Here is a 13,315-nt window from a genome sequence, read left to right on the forward strand (position 1 = left end):
CGCCCCCGGGCGCGGGCGCTCCCGCCGCCCCCGCGACCCGCCCCGGCTCTCCCCGCAGGGGGGGATCCTGGCTCGCGGCTATTTATTAAAAAAACCCCCCCGCCCGCCCCCCCTAGCGGCGGGCCCCCCCCACCGGTCTTCCTGCCGAGCGGTTCAGGACGAGAAGTACCCGACCAGGTCGGCGACCACGTCGGTGCTCCCCCACTGGTTGACGAACGACACCCGGCCGTCCACCACGGGGGCCACCACCAGCGCGGAGACGACCTGCCCCGGCCGGTAGTTGATGCTCGAAGCGTCCGGGCGGGCCGTCCCGTGCGGGAAGACCGTCAGGAAGCTGGTGTTCGTCGGCCAGACCGCCGTCACGTTCATGACGACGGCGGTGACCCCGGTCGCGGGCATGCCCTCGACGCCGGCCACCCGCAGGCTCACCAGGTCGCCCGAGCCGCCCAGGGAGCCCACGCGGGCGCCCTCGCCGTCGCGGGTGTCCATCAGCCGCACCAGCGAGGACGGCGTGTAGGTGGAGCCCGAGTCGGTGTAGTAGCCGGTGATGTCGACGCCGAGGTCGACGTCGCCCCAGGCGTTGCGGATGTCCACGACGCCGTTGACGACCGGGACGGTCACCAGGTTGGTCACGTTCTGCCCGGCGGCGAAGTTGACCGCCGAGGCGTCGGGCACCGGCTGGCCGTCCGGGTAGACCGTGAGGTAGCTGGTCTGCGACGGGTTGACGGCCGTCACGCTCATGACGACCGCGGTGACGCCGGTCTCCGGGACGCCGCCCACACCCGTGACCTTGAGCGGCACGACGCCACCGGCGCCGACCCGCCCGGCCGGGGCGCCGACGCCCCACACGGTGTTCAGGATGCGCGACGGGGCGACCGGGCGCAGCAGGGAGCCGGCGCCGCCGTCGGTGTAGTAGCCGAGGATGTCGACCCCGAGGTCGACCTCGCCCCAGGCATTGCGGATGTCCACCTTGCCGTTGGAGAGCGGCACCGTCACCAGGTTGGTGACGATCTGCCCGGCGGCGAAGCTGACGGTCGGCAGGTCGGGCACCTTCTGTCCGCTCGGGTACACCGAGACGGCGCTGTTGCTGCTGGGGTTGACGGCCGTCACGTTCATGACGACGGACGTGACGCCGGTCGTCGGGACGCCGCCGACGCCCGCCACCTGGAGCGAGAGCACGCCGCCCTGGCCGAGGCGCCCGGCGGGCGCGCCGACACCGGAGACGGTGTTGAGGATGCGGTTGGGGGTGAGCGGGACGAGCTTGCCCTTGGTGGCCGGCGCGGCGGCGGTCACCGTGAAGGCCTTGGGGAAGTAGTTCGGGGAGGGCACGCCGGTGGTGTAGCCGATCCCGTCGAGGACGACGTCGTAGGTGCCCGGCGTCATCCCGTTGGTGTCGGCCATGACGTGGAGCGAGGTGCCGTCGGGGCTGACGGAGACCGGCCGCATCGGGTACATGGCGCCGCCGAACTTCACCTTGGTCCCCAGGGTGAGGTTCGTGCCCCGGATCTCGATCTGGGTCTGGGTCCCGGCCGCGCCGGTCGTCCCGTTGATCGCGGTGAGGGACGGTCCGTTCTGACCGGTGCAGGTGGGGTACTCGCACACGGCCTGCATGCTGTACTCCGTCGGGGTCACCGTGCCGCCGGCGCTGAGCAGCAGGACGGCCTTGCCGGGAACCGCGTTGTTGGTGGCCTGGCAGCGGGCGCCGAACTGGCCCCAGTTCCCGCCGCACTGGTACGTGTAGTCGTAGTCGTCCCAGGTGGCCGGGGTCAGGAAGGTCAGCACCGGCTGAGCGATGTTGGTGGCGCTGCTGGTGCCGACGACGTTGAAGGACTGCGACGGCTTCATGTCGACGACGGCGCAGTAGCCGGTCGAGGACTCCGTGAGCAGTCCGCTGCGGAGCGGGAAGCCCTGTACCGAGACCGGGTTGGCGGTGCACTCCGGTGCCCAGCCGTCGGGCGTGCCGACCTTCCAGGTGTCCACGGCGGCGTGGATGTTCTGGCCCCGGTACCCGGAGGCGAGCACCGCCATGGTGTAGGAGGTCGAGCCGGTGACCTTGCAGTAGGTGCCGTTGGCGCCGCAGAGGCTCTTGCCGTTCGCGTCGATCACCAGCGGCGTCGCCGTGCCCTGGGCCCCGTTGCCGACGGTGGTCGTCCGCACGCTGAGCCAGAACTTGTCCGTGGCCGCGGCGGTGACCCGCACGCAGCGGGCGTCGAGGACCGAGCCCAGGTCCAGCTGGACGGACTGGCCGCCGACGGCGGTCGAGTTGGGCGTGAGGCAGTTCGCGGTGGGCGAGATGTCCCGCCGGACGAGCTTGTAACTGTCGCCCCGGGCCGAGTTGGTCAGCAGCGCGGTGTACGGGGCGCCGGCCGTGAGGGCGCAGGTGAAGGCGGTGTTGAGGAAGGTCGAGCACGCCACGTTGCCCTGCGGGTCGACGACCTGCAGCGAGGCGTTGAGCTGGTTCGCCGTGTTGGTGTAGTCGGCCTGTTCGGCGGTGGCGTGCTGGTCCGCCGGAAGGGCCAGGCAGGCCTGCTTCACGTCGGCGGTCAGCGTGACCTCCGCGCCCCAGGTGCCGTCGAACCCGCTCTGCGGCCAGGCGGCACAGCCTGCCGTCTCGCCGGTCCGGTGGATCACCAGCGCGTAGGACTTGTTCACTTCGCCGCTCAGAACCGCGCGGAACGGCGCGGTACCGGCCAGCTTGCAGACGGCGGACGGGGTGTTGGCGCCGCCGTTGTCGCACTGCTTGGCGCCGGCCGCGTCGTAGACGGCGGCGAAGGCGCCGGTACCGCCGGTGGGCGGCCGGTTGAGCAGGTAGACACCGCTCCCGGTGGCCGTCGGCAGCGTGAGACAGAACTGCTGCCCGCGCGCGCCGAAGGTACCGGTGGCCGGGCCGGACGTCAGCCCGGTGTCGTTGGTGGCGGTGCAACCCCGGGTCTCCTTGCCCGAGTGGAAGGCCATGCCGAACGCTCCGGCGTTGACGTTCCGCGCCTCGACCACCCAGGTGTAGTCACCGGGCGCCAGGTCGCAGCCTTCGCCCTTAGCGCAGCCGCCGTAGAGCTGGGTGCCGTCGGGGCCGTACAGCCCGCCGTTAAGGGTGGAGCCGTCGGCGGTGACCGGGGCGAAGGAGTACTGGGCCTGCTCGGTGACCCGGAGGGTCCGGCAACGCTGCGCCAGGGTCAGGTCCGGGCCCGTACCGAACGCCTGCGGTTCGACGATCGTGCAGCCGTCCGGATGCGTGAGCCGGGCCAGTGTGAGGTCGTACGTCTGGGCCGCGCCGGAGATCTGCTGCGCGGTCATCCGGAACGGCGCCTGGCCGGTGAGCTTGCAGTCGATCTCGGTGTTCTGGTTCGACCGGGTGTTGCAGACCTCCTTTCCGGTGGCGTCGTAGACGATCTGGATGATCTGGAACGCGGACACGTGGGTCCGCAGCACGTCACCGGTGGTCAGGTCGCCGAGCGCGTAGCAGTCGCCCGTGGAACCGACCGGGAGCGAGCCGTGCAGCAGGGTCGGGCTGCCGAGCGCGAGGTCGGTGGCGCTCATCGTCCGACAGGCCGTGGTCGACAGCAGCGGCAGGTAGGAGACCGACAGGCCGTTGGTCCGGCCGCTGCCGTCCCGGACCTGGAGCGTGTAGGTGCCGGCCTGGGCGATGGCGCAACGCAGCATCCCGTCACCCCAGCCGCCGCCCATCGGCTGGGTGCAGGCCACGGCGGCACCGCCCGGCCCGGCCACGGTCGGGTAGACCGGGTTGTTCGTCGCCACGGCCTGGACGAGGAGCACGTCCGCGGCCTGCGGGAGCGTGAGCGCGAAGGAGGCCGTCTTGCCCCCGTCGATCGAGCAGGTGGAGACGGCCCCCGGGACCAGGCCGGCCGGACACGGGTTGGTCGGGTCGGCCTGCTGGACCTCGCGGGCCGCCTTCTCGTGCTCGGCCTTCGGGTCCGGAACCGGCGCCGTCGACGGCTCGGCGGTGGGCGCGGCGGCCGTCGACGGCTCGGCGGTGGGCGCGGCGGCCGGGGCCGGGGTGGCGGTCGGCGCGGCGGTCGGGCTCGCGGACGACGTGGCCGCGGGCGGCGCGGCGGCGGCAGCCGGGTTGGCCTGGCCCACGAACGTGGCCAGGACGGCGAGCAGCAGGGCGCCGGGAGCCGCGAGTGAGGCTCTCCTCCCCCTGTGTCGCGTTCGTCTGTCGGTGGACAGGAACGTCACACTTTCCCCCCATGTCGGAAACGCCTGACTCCCGTGACCGTCACAGGAGTTCACAGGCGGGCGGAGTCTAGCGAGCGCAAAGGACAAGCTGAGAAGCACCCTCGACCCCGCGCGAGGGTCCCACGGCGGGCCCGTCGAGCGCGATGAGTTTTTTGGGCAGCTCTTGACCATGCGGGCGCAAGGCCCGGGAACGACAAAACGGCCGGTCGATCCGAAGATCGACCGGCCGTTCGCTGTGCGCGAGGGGGGAGTTGAACCCCCACGCCCTTTCGGGCACTGGAACCTGAATCCAGCGCGTCTGCCTATTCCGCCACCCGCGCATCTGGGTGATGAGGAATATCGTAGCCCATCCGCGCGGGTGCTCCGGACCAGGCCGGAAGGGGTGGAGGGTCAGTGGGCGAGCTGCCCGACGATCCAGTCGACCAGTGCGCGGGACAGGTGGCCGTGCTCGGAGTTGGCCTCGTCGAACGTGACCTCGTCCAGGTGGCCCCGGTCCAGGGCGTCGTCGGTGATCGGGGCGGCCGGGTCGACGTCCCACTTCGCCGGGTCGAAGTCCAGCGCCGCCGCGCTGACGGCCGGCACGAAGGCGCCGCTGCGGTAGTCGTCGGAGATCTTGGCCTTGAGCGCGTCCGCGACCTTGCCGAAGGAGTCCAGGGTGCCGCCGGGCACGGCGTCCAGCCCCGGGACCTCGGTGGTGGCGCTGCGGCGCACGGCGAGGCCGAGGTGCATGCCGCCGATCCGCTGCTTCTCGCCCTTGTCCGGCTGGAACCGGGCCGTGGCACTGGCGACGAGCGCCTGCCAGTCGAACGCCACCTCGCCCACCGGCAGCGGGAGGCCCACCCCGTCACGCCGGCCGTTGGAGATGCCGAGCTTGCGCGGGATCTGCGGGAAGTTGCCGACCCGGGCGAGGTCGTCGAGGAACTCCTTGCGCAGCGGGCTGGCGGTGGCCACCGGGCCGGAGTACTTCGAGTTCTCGACCCACGCCCACAGCAGTTGCTGAGCGGCGGCGCTGCGGATCAGATCGGCCTGCTTGGCGCCGTCCGGACCGGCCGGGGTGAAGTCCTCGAAGAAGTAGGCCATCTGCTGGAGGATCAACGGGATCCAGGCGCCGTTGTGCGGCGAGTCGAACGAGAGGTACGTCGACGTCTGGTGGTCCATCCGCTGGGTCTCCAGCTTGGCGAGCGCGTAGCGGGTGACGATGCCGCCCATGCTCACCCCGCCGACGGTCAGCCGCTCGTCGCCCACGCGCTCCACGATGGCACGGAGGATGGCGTCGATCACGACTCCGGCGTTGGCCTGGATGTGGGTGTGCCGCTCGGTGAAGCCGATCAGGACGATGTCGTAGCCCCGGCTCAGCAGCTCGTCGAAGAGGCCGGGCCGGCCGTCGGCGACGGTGTTGAAGTACGCGAACAGGCCGGGCAGGTCGCTCGGGCCGTAGCTGAAGCCGTCCGCGAAGAGGAAGGGCTTCCGCAGGCCGATCTTCGGGTTGGCGTAGTAGACCGCCGCCTGTCCGGTCGCCGTCTGCCCCTTGTACGGCGCGCCGGTCAGCTCCCAGACCACGTCGGCGTCGCGGCTGCGCTCGCCCGACAGGTCGTTGGCGAACCAGACTCCGGGCTTGAGCGAGTCGGCGATCTCCGCCAACTCGGCCTTGGTGGGCTCCACCTGGCCCTCCTTGAGGGCCGTCAGCGCTACGTCGATACGGGGTTCCTGTGCCATGAGGTACCGCCTCGGTCGATGCGAGCAGGGTCACGTGCGCACAGTGATCGACCGTAACTGTTCGGTTACTCACGGCACCAGGGTCGCGTCGGAACTGATTGAAATCGTTCGGATGTGACCGAGGCTGATCGGCTAAACCGGGAAGTCGCCGGCACGGACGGCGGCGAGGAAGGACTCCCAGGCGGGGGCGGGGAAGACGAGGGCCGGGCCGTGGGGGTCCTTGGAGTCACGCACCGGGACGGTGTTGGGGATGGAGTCGAGGGCCACCTCAATGCAGAGGCCGCCGTCATTGGCGCTGTGACTGCTCTTACGCCAGGCGAGGGCAACCTCGACGCAGTTGCCGCCGTCGTCTCCGCTGTAGTTGCTCTTGTGCCAGGTCAGCTTCATACAGAAAAGTCTCCCGCCCTGACGGCAGCGACGAAAGAGCGCCACGCCCCGGTCGAGAAGACGAGGGCCGGGCCACTGGGGTCCTTGGAGTCACGCACTGGGACGGCGCCGGGACGGGATTCGAGGGCCACCTCGATGCAGGCTCCGCCGTTGTCCCCGCTGTAGCTGCTCTTGCGCCAGGCGACTGTGTCGAGCCTGCTGCTCTTCATCTCTGAAACCCTCCAGCACCTCGGCGATGAGCCGAAGCGACTCGCTCTCTGACAGGCACTCAGAACGGAGCTGATCATAGCGACGGTGGTGCTTGGCCAGAGTTTCAGGATCACTGCTCAGGTACCCCCGATCGAGGTTCTCCGAGTAGACCCAATGCTCCTCGCCTGGCAGCTCCAGCAACACCATAGCCGTGACGGTGACAGTCCGCCGATACGCAAACGGTGCCACGTGAATGACGACGTTGGGGAGTTGGGCCACGCGCAGGAGGTGCTCCAGCTGGCATCTCATCACGGTCGCCCCGCCGATGACCGTGCGGATCACGCCCTCATCGAGAATGACGACCAACAGTGGTCCGTCAGGGGCGAGATAGCGGGTCTGCCGACTGAGTCGAGCCCTGAGCAGTTCCTCGATCTCCTCCGGCTTGCCAGCTGAATCGCCAGTCTCGAAGAGCGCACGTGCGTACTGCCAGCACTGCAGCAGGCCGTACATCATGTTGGTCTGATACACCCGGTGCCCGATCGCGATCGCCTCCAGGTCCACGTACTCCTGGAACCAATCCGGGTGCTCAACGGAGGCATTCCAGTCGACCCGGCCGTACAGCCGCATCAGCAGGTCGCCGGTGTTCAACAGCCGACCGAACTCTTCGACTTCCTCGACCGAGGGCTTCCGCCTGCCGCCCTCGGTCCGCGTGATGACCGTCCGGTCGCAGTGCAGGAGCTTGCCCAACTCCTCCTGCGTGAAGCCCGCCGCCTTGCGCGCGTGCCGGAGCTCCTCGCCGAACAGGACCGCCGAGCTCGCGGTCGGCGCTCGCTTGGCCTTTGGTGTCATCGCAGCTCCCGGATGTGCAGCGCACGGCAAACACGTGGTTTTGGTCGCCACCGTAACTCCGGCACCGGGACCATTGAGGCCAGAACGCAATCATTCGCACGCACAGCGTGATTGTGCGCTCCCGTCGCACCACCCCCATCCGCCCCCGAGGTGCCTCGCCATGCTCAGAACCACCCGCCGGCCCCGAACCTTCGCCGCGCGCCTCGACTCCCGCCCCTACTCCACCCCCATCGCGCGCCACTTGCTCCGCGCCTACCTCTCCGCCCTCCCCTCCGGCGACCGGTACTCCGACATCGCCGAACTGCTCCTCTCCGAGCTGTTCTCCAACGCCGTCCAGCACTCCGACGCCCCCGATGACCGCCTCATCGAGGTCCGCTTCGCCCTCATCGGCAACCGTCTCCGCCTCGAAGTGCACGACGCCGGCACCGGTCGCCCGTCCCTCCTCGCGACCACCCCCGCCGACGAGCACGGCCGTGGACTGCACCTCGTCAACGAACTCGCAGAACGCTGGGGTTGCTGCCCCCGGGCGGGCGGCATCGGCAAGTTCGTCTGGGCCCTCGTCGCACCCGCCCCCGCCCCCGCTCCCGTCCTCCTCACCGCCTGAAGGCCGCCCGATGCCGTTCTCCACCCTCGCCCGGCACCTGTTCGACACCGGCGCCACCCCCGCCGACGCCTACGCCGCCCTCGCCCGCCGCACCCGCGAGCCGGCCACCGCCGCCCGCGCCGTCTGCCACGCCCTCGGCATCGCCGCCGACGAGACGACCCGCCGCATCGACGAGTGCTACGACGCCCTCCTCGCCGACCCCCGCCCCAACTCGGAGGCCGACACCGGCGAACTCCTCGAAGCGCTCGGGGTGTTCGACGTCCCCAAGCCCCTCGACGCCCGCGGCCTCGCCGTCGTCGACCAGTTCCTCCTCGCCATCGACGCCCTCGGCGCCCTCCGCGCCGGCCACCAGCACAGCCTCACCCGCTGGTTCGTCACCGGCAACCTCACCGCCGCCTACCTCTCCCTCGCGGCCACCCAACCCCGCCCGGGCGTCGGCGACGCGGCCCACTACTGGACCGCCCTCGTCACCGCCGGCGAGCTCCTCGCCGCCGCCCCCACCCCGGACCCCCGCGTCAAACCCGCCCTCGCCCGCTGCCGGGCCCGCGCGGAGGCCGTCGCCCGGTGATGTACTGAACCCCAACGACCAGTCACCACGGACCTGTTGGGGGAAGACGTGTTCCGCAATGTCGTCGCCGAGTGGGACGCCCCGATCGCCGACCTCCGAGATCGGCCTCCCGGCTGGATACCCATCTACAGCGGGCAGGAAGCTGACGGGTGCCTCTGGTGCATCGACGTCAACTACCACCGCCACGGCCACGGCCTCGCCGCAACCGTCCAGACCGCGCGCCCCCTCTCGGAGCACCACCGCATGCACCCGAACACCACGCCGGAGACCGAGCTGTGGACGTTCCTCGCCAACTCCGGCCGGATCGAGCCCGTCCCCCCGGACTTCGACATCACCACCGGCTACACGAGCCGGGACGTCGAGTTCGAGGGCCTGACCTTCCCCGTCCACGTCCACCGCGCCCACGGGTGCAGCAGCGCCCGCTTCCCGCTCGCCCTCGTCGACGGCGGCTACGTGATCGTCACCGCCGTCGACGAGCACTGGGCCACCGCCACCGACCTCGTCCTCCGTCACCCGGAGGCCCGCTGAGTCCACCCCAAGGTGGGGTTTGGCTCAACGGACCCCGAGCCGGGTGCCGAAAGGCCAACGGGGCGGCGGAGCTGAGGGCCGCCGCCCCGCCCTCCACCCGTCACACCGTGGCGAGGAACTCCCGCACCACGCGGTGGAATTCGTCCGCCGCGCCGGTGACCAGCATGTGGTCCGCGTCCAGCTCCGCCAGGACCGTCCCCGGACGGCGCGCGATCATCTGCGCGACCTGCTCGGCGGGGATGGCACCCCTCGTACCGCTCACCACCAGGGCCGGGCAGGTGGTGGCCGTCCAGTCCGCCCAGTGGTCGCCGTGGACGTCCGCCTCGGAGGCGTACATGTCCTGCGGGTGGAAGGGCAGGCGCCAGCTGCCGTCGGCGTTCTCGCGCAGCCGGTCCTCGAAGTACGGCGCGGCGGCGCCGAGGGCGGTGACGAGGGCGTCCCGGCTGGAGGCGTCGTAGGGCAGGTGGAGCAGGAAGGCCAGCGGGTGGCTCCCGTCCAGCCCGAGCGCGGCCGGGCCCTCGGCGTTGACGATCGCCGTCACGCGCTCGGGGTGCCGGGCCGCGAACTGGTAGGCGTTGACGGCGCCGAGGGAGTGGCCGAGCAGCACGGCGCTCTCCAGCCCGAGGTGGTCGAGCAGGGCCTCGACGTCGGCGAGGTAGCCCTCCCGCGCGTAGTCGGCGGCCCGGTCCGACTCGCCCTGCCCGCGCTGGTCGGGGGCGATGACCCGCCACTCCGGGCCCAGTGCGGCGGCGAGCGGCACGAAGACGGCGCCCTCCGCGAGGTGGCCGTGCAGGGCGAGCAGCGGGCGGCCGGTGCCGCCGAAGTCGAGGTAGGAGAGCCGGCGGCCGTCGATGACGAGCTCGGAGCGGATGGCGTCGTTCATGGTGGTCGTTCCCCCCGTGGAGCGGTTGATGGGATGACCGCACCCAGGAGTTAGACGTTTGTGCAACACATTCGTCTGACACGCCCGTGCGGATCTTGGAACCGTCCCGGCCGGGGCTCAGATCAGCGGCTTGTAGGCGCAGCCCTCCACCGCGTTCAGGAGGACGTAGGCGCGGCCGGGGCCGGTGGCCGTGTCGCGGAGGCGGGTGAGTGCCTCGAGTTCGGTGGGGAGGGTGAGGCCCAGGGCTCGCGCCGCGGCGGCGCGGTCGGCGGGGAGGTCGGGGTCGTCCTCCAGGTAGTCTTCGGCGGCCTCGGCGCTCTCCTCCGCCGTGAACGTGCGGCAGTCCTGCCACCACGGCACGGTGATCAGCAGCTCGACCAGTTCGCGGAGGTTCAGCGCCATGAGGGCCGCGCCGCCCTCCGAGTCGGCGAACAGGACCGGGCGGTCCTCGCCCAGCTCGCTCGGCCCGCAGAAGAAGTACGTGCCGCCGCCGCCCTCCTTCGCGAGGAGTTCGAGCGGTTCGCCGGAGGCCAGCACGACGTCCTCGACGTGCGGGTAGGCGTCGAGGCTGAAGTCGCCCGGCCACGCGAGGAAGTCCTCGGCGGCGGGGTCGGCGCGGATGGCGGCGATCAGGGAAGTCCCGGCGGAAGCGGAGGTCCCTGCGGTCACGGCGGTCATGGCGGTCACCCTAGACCCGGGGTCCGACGTTCCCGCGGGAGCGGCTAGGTTGCCAGTGCTGCAGCTTCAACCAGCGGGCCAACGGGGACGAGGAAAAATACGGTGAATCAGAAGACCGCACCTGCCGACCAGTTCGAGGAGCACCGGCCCCACCTGCGCGCCGTCGCCTACCGGATGCTCGGCTCGATCGCGGAGGCCGACGACGCCGTCCAGGAGACGTGGCTGCGCTACGACCGCACCGAGACCGGCGAGGTCTCGAACCTCGGCGCCTGGCTGACCACGGTGGTCTCCCGCGTGTGCCTGAACCTGCTGCGCTCGCGCGCGCAGCGGCGGGAGGAGCCGCTGGAGACGGGCGAGGACGGCACGGCGGGCGCGCCGCGCATCCCGGACCCGATCCTCGGGCGGGCGGGCGTGGTCGACCCGGAGCAGGAGGTGATGCTCGCGGACTCCGTCGGCCTGGCGCTGATGGTGGTGATGGAGTCGCTGGCGCCCGCCGAACGGGTCGCGTTCGTGCTGCACGACATGTTCGCGGTGCCGTTCGAGGAGATCGCGCCGCTGATCGAGAAGACCGCCGCCGCGACCCGCCAGCTGGCCAGCCGGGCGCGCCGCAAGGTGCAGGGGCAGGCGCCCGCGCCGGACAAGGACCTGAGCCGGCAGCGGGTGGCGGTGGACGCGTTCTTCGCGGCCGCGCGCGAGGGCGACCTCGACGCGCTGGTGGCCGTGCTCGACCCGGACGTCGTGCTGCGCTCGGACGGCGGCGCGGTGCGGGCCCGGCACTCGGTGGTGTTCACGGGGGCGTCGACGGTGGCCGGGCAGGCGGTGCTGTGGGGCAAGCTGGCGCCGTTCGCGCGGCCGGCGCTGGTCAACGGCACGGCGGGCGCGGTGGTCATCGGCCCCAACGGCAAGCCGATGTCCGTCATGGCGTTCACGGTGGTCGCGGGCGCGATCGTCGCGATCGACGTGCTGAACGACCCGGAGCGGCTCGCCGCGCTGGACCTGTCGCTCTTCGACTGAACCGGGAGGGGTGGGCTCCGGTCCACATGAGCCCACCCCGCCTCAGCGCCCGGTCGCGCCGTCCAGCTGCTCGCGGATGATGTCCGCGTGCCCGGCGTGCCGGCCGGTCTCCTCGATCATGTGGACGAGCACCCAGCGCAGCGACGGCGCCTCGCCGTCCGGCCGCAGGGAGCGCGCGCCCGGCCGGTCGAGGTCGGCGCCGACCTGTGCGGCGACGGCGTTCGACCGGGCGATCGCGGCCCGGTAGGCGGCGATCTCGCCGGCCACCGTCACGTCGCCGAGCGGGACTTCGTCCGTTTCCAGCGGCTGCTCGCCGACGCCCCGGTAGGCCCACTCGAACCAGTTGTGCTCGACCACCGCGAGGTGGCGGACCAGCCAGAGCAGGCTCGTCCCGGAGGCGACCCCGGGGCGGCGGGCGTCGTCGTCCGGCAGCCCGGCGAGCTTGGCGATCACCGCCTCGCGCAGGTAGTCGAGGAAGGTGAGCAGCGTGGTCGGCTCGTCGGCGTTGACGCCGGGCGGGCGGACGTCGGGGCGCGGGGAGGGCGCGGTGTTCTCGGTCACCGCGCCACCCTAGTCAGACCCGAAACACCGTCACCAGCCCTGCGCCGTCACCGTCCCCGCTCCCGTCACCGTCCCCGCTGCCCTCACCAGCCCCGCTGCCGTCACCAGCCCTGCGCCGCGACCCACTCCGCGAGGTGCCGGGCGCAGTCGTCGACCGACTCCTGCCACGAGCGGACGGCCCCCTCGCCGGCCTCGTCGCTCACGTGCTTGACCAGGCGCACCGGCAGGCCGGCCCGGTGGGCGACGGTGGCGACCGCGTAGCCCTCCATGTCGACGAGGTCGGCGTGCTCGGCGAGGCGGTCGCGGGCGGCCGGGTCGGAGACGAAGAGGTCGCCGGTGGCGAGGACCGGGCCCTCGCCCTTGCCGACCACGAGCGGCGCACCGTAGCTGCGGCCGGTGAGGGCCAGCAGGGCGGGCGAGTCGAGGTCGTGCTGGATCACCTGGGTGACGTGGTGGGTGCCCTCCCAGCCGGGGCGCAGCGCGCCGGCCGTGCCGAGGTTGATCACCTCGGAGGGCTTGTCGCCCCGGGCGAGGACGGTGGCGAGCGCCGCGGCGGCGTTGACCTTCCCTATCCCGGTGAGCAGCACGGGCAGCCGGTCGTCCAGGTGGGCGGCCTCCTCGCGGACGGCGACGACGAGCAGCGGGCGGTCGGGGGCGATCGTTCCAAGCAGGCGCATGGCCCCATCGTACGGAGCAGGGGCGCGGGAGCCCCGGCGGCGACGGCCGGACGACGTACGGGCCGGAGCTCCCGGACCGGGCGTCCGGGAACCGCGCGGGCCCCGATCCGCGTCGCAGCGGTCGCCGCCCGCCTCCGCCCGACGGGTCCGTACGGGAATACGTATGAAGAATTCGCGGAGGCGGCGGGCCCCAATCGTGCACGGCGAAGCTCAAGATCGGCGCAACTCGGGTGTGGCCGGGGGGAGTCACGGCCATACTGCTGGCATCGGCCGGGCACCGGAGGACGGGCCGGGCCCCAGGGGAGGATGAGGCGGGTGGCGACACCAAGAGGTAGCGGCGCGGCGGGCGCCGTGGTTCCGGCACGGCCGAACCGTCCGCCGGCGGCACCGGGCCGGGCGGGCGCCCCGGCGCCGCGGCCCGGCGGGGAGCCCGCCGGGCGGCGGCCGTCGGCGCTGTCGCCGGC

At 71.9% G+C, this 13,315-nt stretch carries 13 protein-coding genes and 1 tRNA gene; 4 read left to right on the forward strand and 10 right to left on the reverse strand.

Annotation, left to right across the window (positions count from 1 at the left end; translation table 11 throughout):
- Positions 1-153: 153 nt before the first annotated feature.
- From ACFVU9_RS44015 to ACFVU9_RS44040, 6 genes are all read right to left on the reverse strand, one after another.
- A complete protein-coding gene (locus ACFVU9_RS44015; RefSeq protein ID WP_387603456.1) occupies positions 154-4,197 on the reverse strand; it encodes a hypothetical protein in 4,044 nt (1,347 codons plus the stop codon).
- Between the two features lie 236 nt (positions 4,198-4,433).
- Positions 4,434-4,517 (reverse strand) — tRNA-Leu (locus ACFVU9_RS44020).
- 70 nt (positions 4,518-4,587) lie between these two features.
- On the reverse strand, positions 4,588-5,913 hold the full coding sequence (locus tag ACFVU9_RS44025; protein WP_387603459.1) for a lipase family alpha/beta hydrolase: 1,326 nt from the start codon (positions 5,911-5,913) through the stop codon (positions 4,588-4,590).
- A gap of 132 nt (positions 5,914-6,045) precedes the next feature.
- The gene (locus ACFVU9_RS44030) at positions 6,046-6,300 is read right to left on the reverse strand and encodes a DUF397 domain-containing protein (RefSeq protein WP_387603462.1); all 255 of its coding nucleotides are present in this window, start codon (positions 6,298-6,300) and stop codon (positions 6,046-6,048) included.
- Complete coding sequence (locus ACFVU9_RS44035; RefSeq protein ID WP_387603465.1) at positions 6,297-6,431, reverse strand: DUF397 domain-containing protein; 135 nt, start codon at positions 6,429-6,431, stop codon at positions 6,297-6,299. Before ACFVU9_RS44035 ends, ACFVU9_RS44030 begins: the two co-directional genes overlap by 4 nt.
- Entirely contained in the window at positions 6,391-7,338 is a 948-nt protein-coding gene (locus ACFVU9_RS44040) for a helix-turn-helix domain-containing protein (protein WP_387603468.1), read from the reverse strand. The genes ACFVU9_RS44035 and ACFVU9_RS44040 overlap by 41 nt, the downstream gene beginning before the upstream one ends.
- A 160-nt stretch (positions 7,339-7,498) precedes the next feature.
- On the opposite strand from ACFVU9_RS44040, the gene ACFVU9_RS44045 reads away from it, so the two are divergent.
- From ACFVU9_RS44045 to ACFVU9_RS44055, 3 genes are read left to right on the forward strand one after another with little or no spacing between them, the layout of a single operon-like run.
- On the forward strand, positions 7,499-7,942 hold the full coding sequence (locus ACFVU9_RS44045) for an ATP-binding protein (protein WP_380510414.1): 444 nt from the start codon (positions 7,499-7,501) through the stop codon (positions 7,940-7,942).
- A gap of 10 nt (positions 7,943-7,952) precedes the next feature.
- Complete coding sequence (locus ACFVU9_RS44050; protein ID WP_387603471.1) at positions 7,953-8,510, forward strand: hypothetical protein; 558 nt, start codon at positions 7,953-7,955, stop codon at positions 8,508-8,510.
- A 48-nt stretch (positions 8,511-8,558) separates the two neighbouring features.
- The gene (locus tag ACFVU9_RS44055; protein ID WP_387603474.1) at positions 8,559-9,038 is read left to right on the forward strand and encodes a hypothetical protein; all 480 of its coding nucleotides are present in this window, start codon (positions 8,559-8,561) and stop codon (positions 9,036-9,038) included.
- 100 nt (positions 9,039-9,138) lie between these two features.
- Here the strand turns inward: ACFVU9_RS44055 and ACFVU9_RS44060 are convergent, their stop codons facing one another.
- Both ACFVU9_RS44060 and ACFVU9_RS44065 read right to left on the reverse strand, forming a co-directional pair.
- Positions 9,139-9,921 (reverse strand): alpha/beta fold hydrolase, encoded by a 783-nt coding sequence (locus ACFVU9_RS44060; protein ID WP_387603477.1) that lies wholly within the window; start codon positions 9,919-9,921, stop codon positions 9,139-9,141.
- A 117-nt stretch (positions 9,922-10,038) separates the two neighbouring features.
- Positions 10,039-10,599: a hypothetical protein gene (locus ACFVU9_RS44065; RefSeq protein ID WP_380510403.1), complete on the reverse strand. Its 561-nt coding sequence runs from the start codon at positions 10,597-10,599 to the stop codon at positions 10,039-10,041.
- Positions 10,600-10,701: 102 nt separating this feature from the next.
- On the opposite strand from ACFVU9_RS44065, the gene ACFVU9_RS44070 reads away from it, so the two are divergent.
- Positions 10,702-11,613: a sigma-70 family RNA polymerase sigma factor gene (locus ACFVU9_RS44070; protein ID WP_380441885.1), complete on the forward strand. Its 912-nt coding sequence runs from the start codon at positions 10,702-10,704 to the stop codon at positions 11,611-11,613.
- Positions 11,614-11,655: 42 nt separating this feature from the next.
- Here the strand turns inward: ACFVU9_RS44070 and ACFVU9_RS44075 are convergent, their stop codons facing one another.
- The gene (locus ACFVU9_RS44075) at positions 11,656-12,174 is read right to left on the reverse strand and encodes a DinB family protein (protein ID WP_387603482.1); all 519 of its coding nucleotides are present in this window, start codon (positions 12,172-12,174) and stop codon (positions 11,656-11,658) included.
- 101 nt (positions 12,175-12,275) lie between these two features.
- Positions 12,276-12,851, reverse strand: coding sequence for a nucleosidase (locus ACFVU9_RS44080; protein ID WP_387603485.1), 576 nt, complete (start codon positions 12,849-12,851; stop codon positions 12,276-12,278).
- Between the last annotated feature and the right edge of the window lie 464 nt (positions 12,852-13,315).

This window comes from Kitasatospora sp. NPDC057936 (genome assembly GCF_042887525.1).
Classification (GTDB): domain Bacteria; phylum Actinomycetota; class Actinomycetes; order Streptomycetales; family Streptomycetaceae; genus Kitasatospora.

What these genes read in the sequence shown, in the direction of transcription:
- ACFVU9_RS44025 (WP_387603459.1), bottom strand. Translation starts at nt 5,913, where the DNA reads ATGGCACAGGAACCCCGTATCGACGTAGCGCTGACGGCCCTCAAGGAG.
- ACFVU9_RS44030 (WP_387603462.1), bottom strand. Translation starts at nt 6,300, where the DNA reads ATGAAGCTGACCTGGCACAAGAGCAACTACAGCGGAGACGACGGCGGC.
- ACFVU9_RS44060 (WP_387603477.1), bottom strand. Translation starts at nt 9,921, where the DNA reads ATGAACGACGCCATCCGCTCCGAGCTCGTCATCGACGGCCGCCGGCTC.
- ACFVU9_RS44040 (WP_387603468.1), bottom strand. Translation starts at nt 7,338, where the DNA reads ATGACACCAAAGGCCAAGCGAGCGCCGACCGCGAGCTCGGCGGTCCTG.
- ACFVU9_RS44050 (WP_387603471.1), top strand. Translation starts at nt 7,953, where the DNA reads ATGCCGTTCTCCACCCTCGCCCGGCACCTGTTCGACACCGGCGCCACC.
- ACFVU9_RS44080 (WP_387603485.1), bottom strand. Translation starts at nt 12,851, where the DNA reads ATGCGCCTGCTTGGAACGATCGCCCCCGACCGCCCGCTGCTCGTCGTC.
- ACFVU9_RS44045 (WP_380510414.1), top strand. Translation starts at nt 7,499, where the DNA reads ATGCTCAGAACCACCCGCCGGCCCCGAACCTTCGCCGCGCGCCTCGAC.
- ACFVU9_RS44065 (WP_380510403.1), bottom strand. Translation starts at nt 10,599, where the DNA reads ATGACCGCCGTGACCGCAGGGACCTCCGCTTCCGCCGGGACTTCCCTG.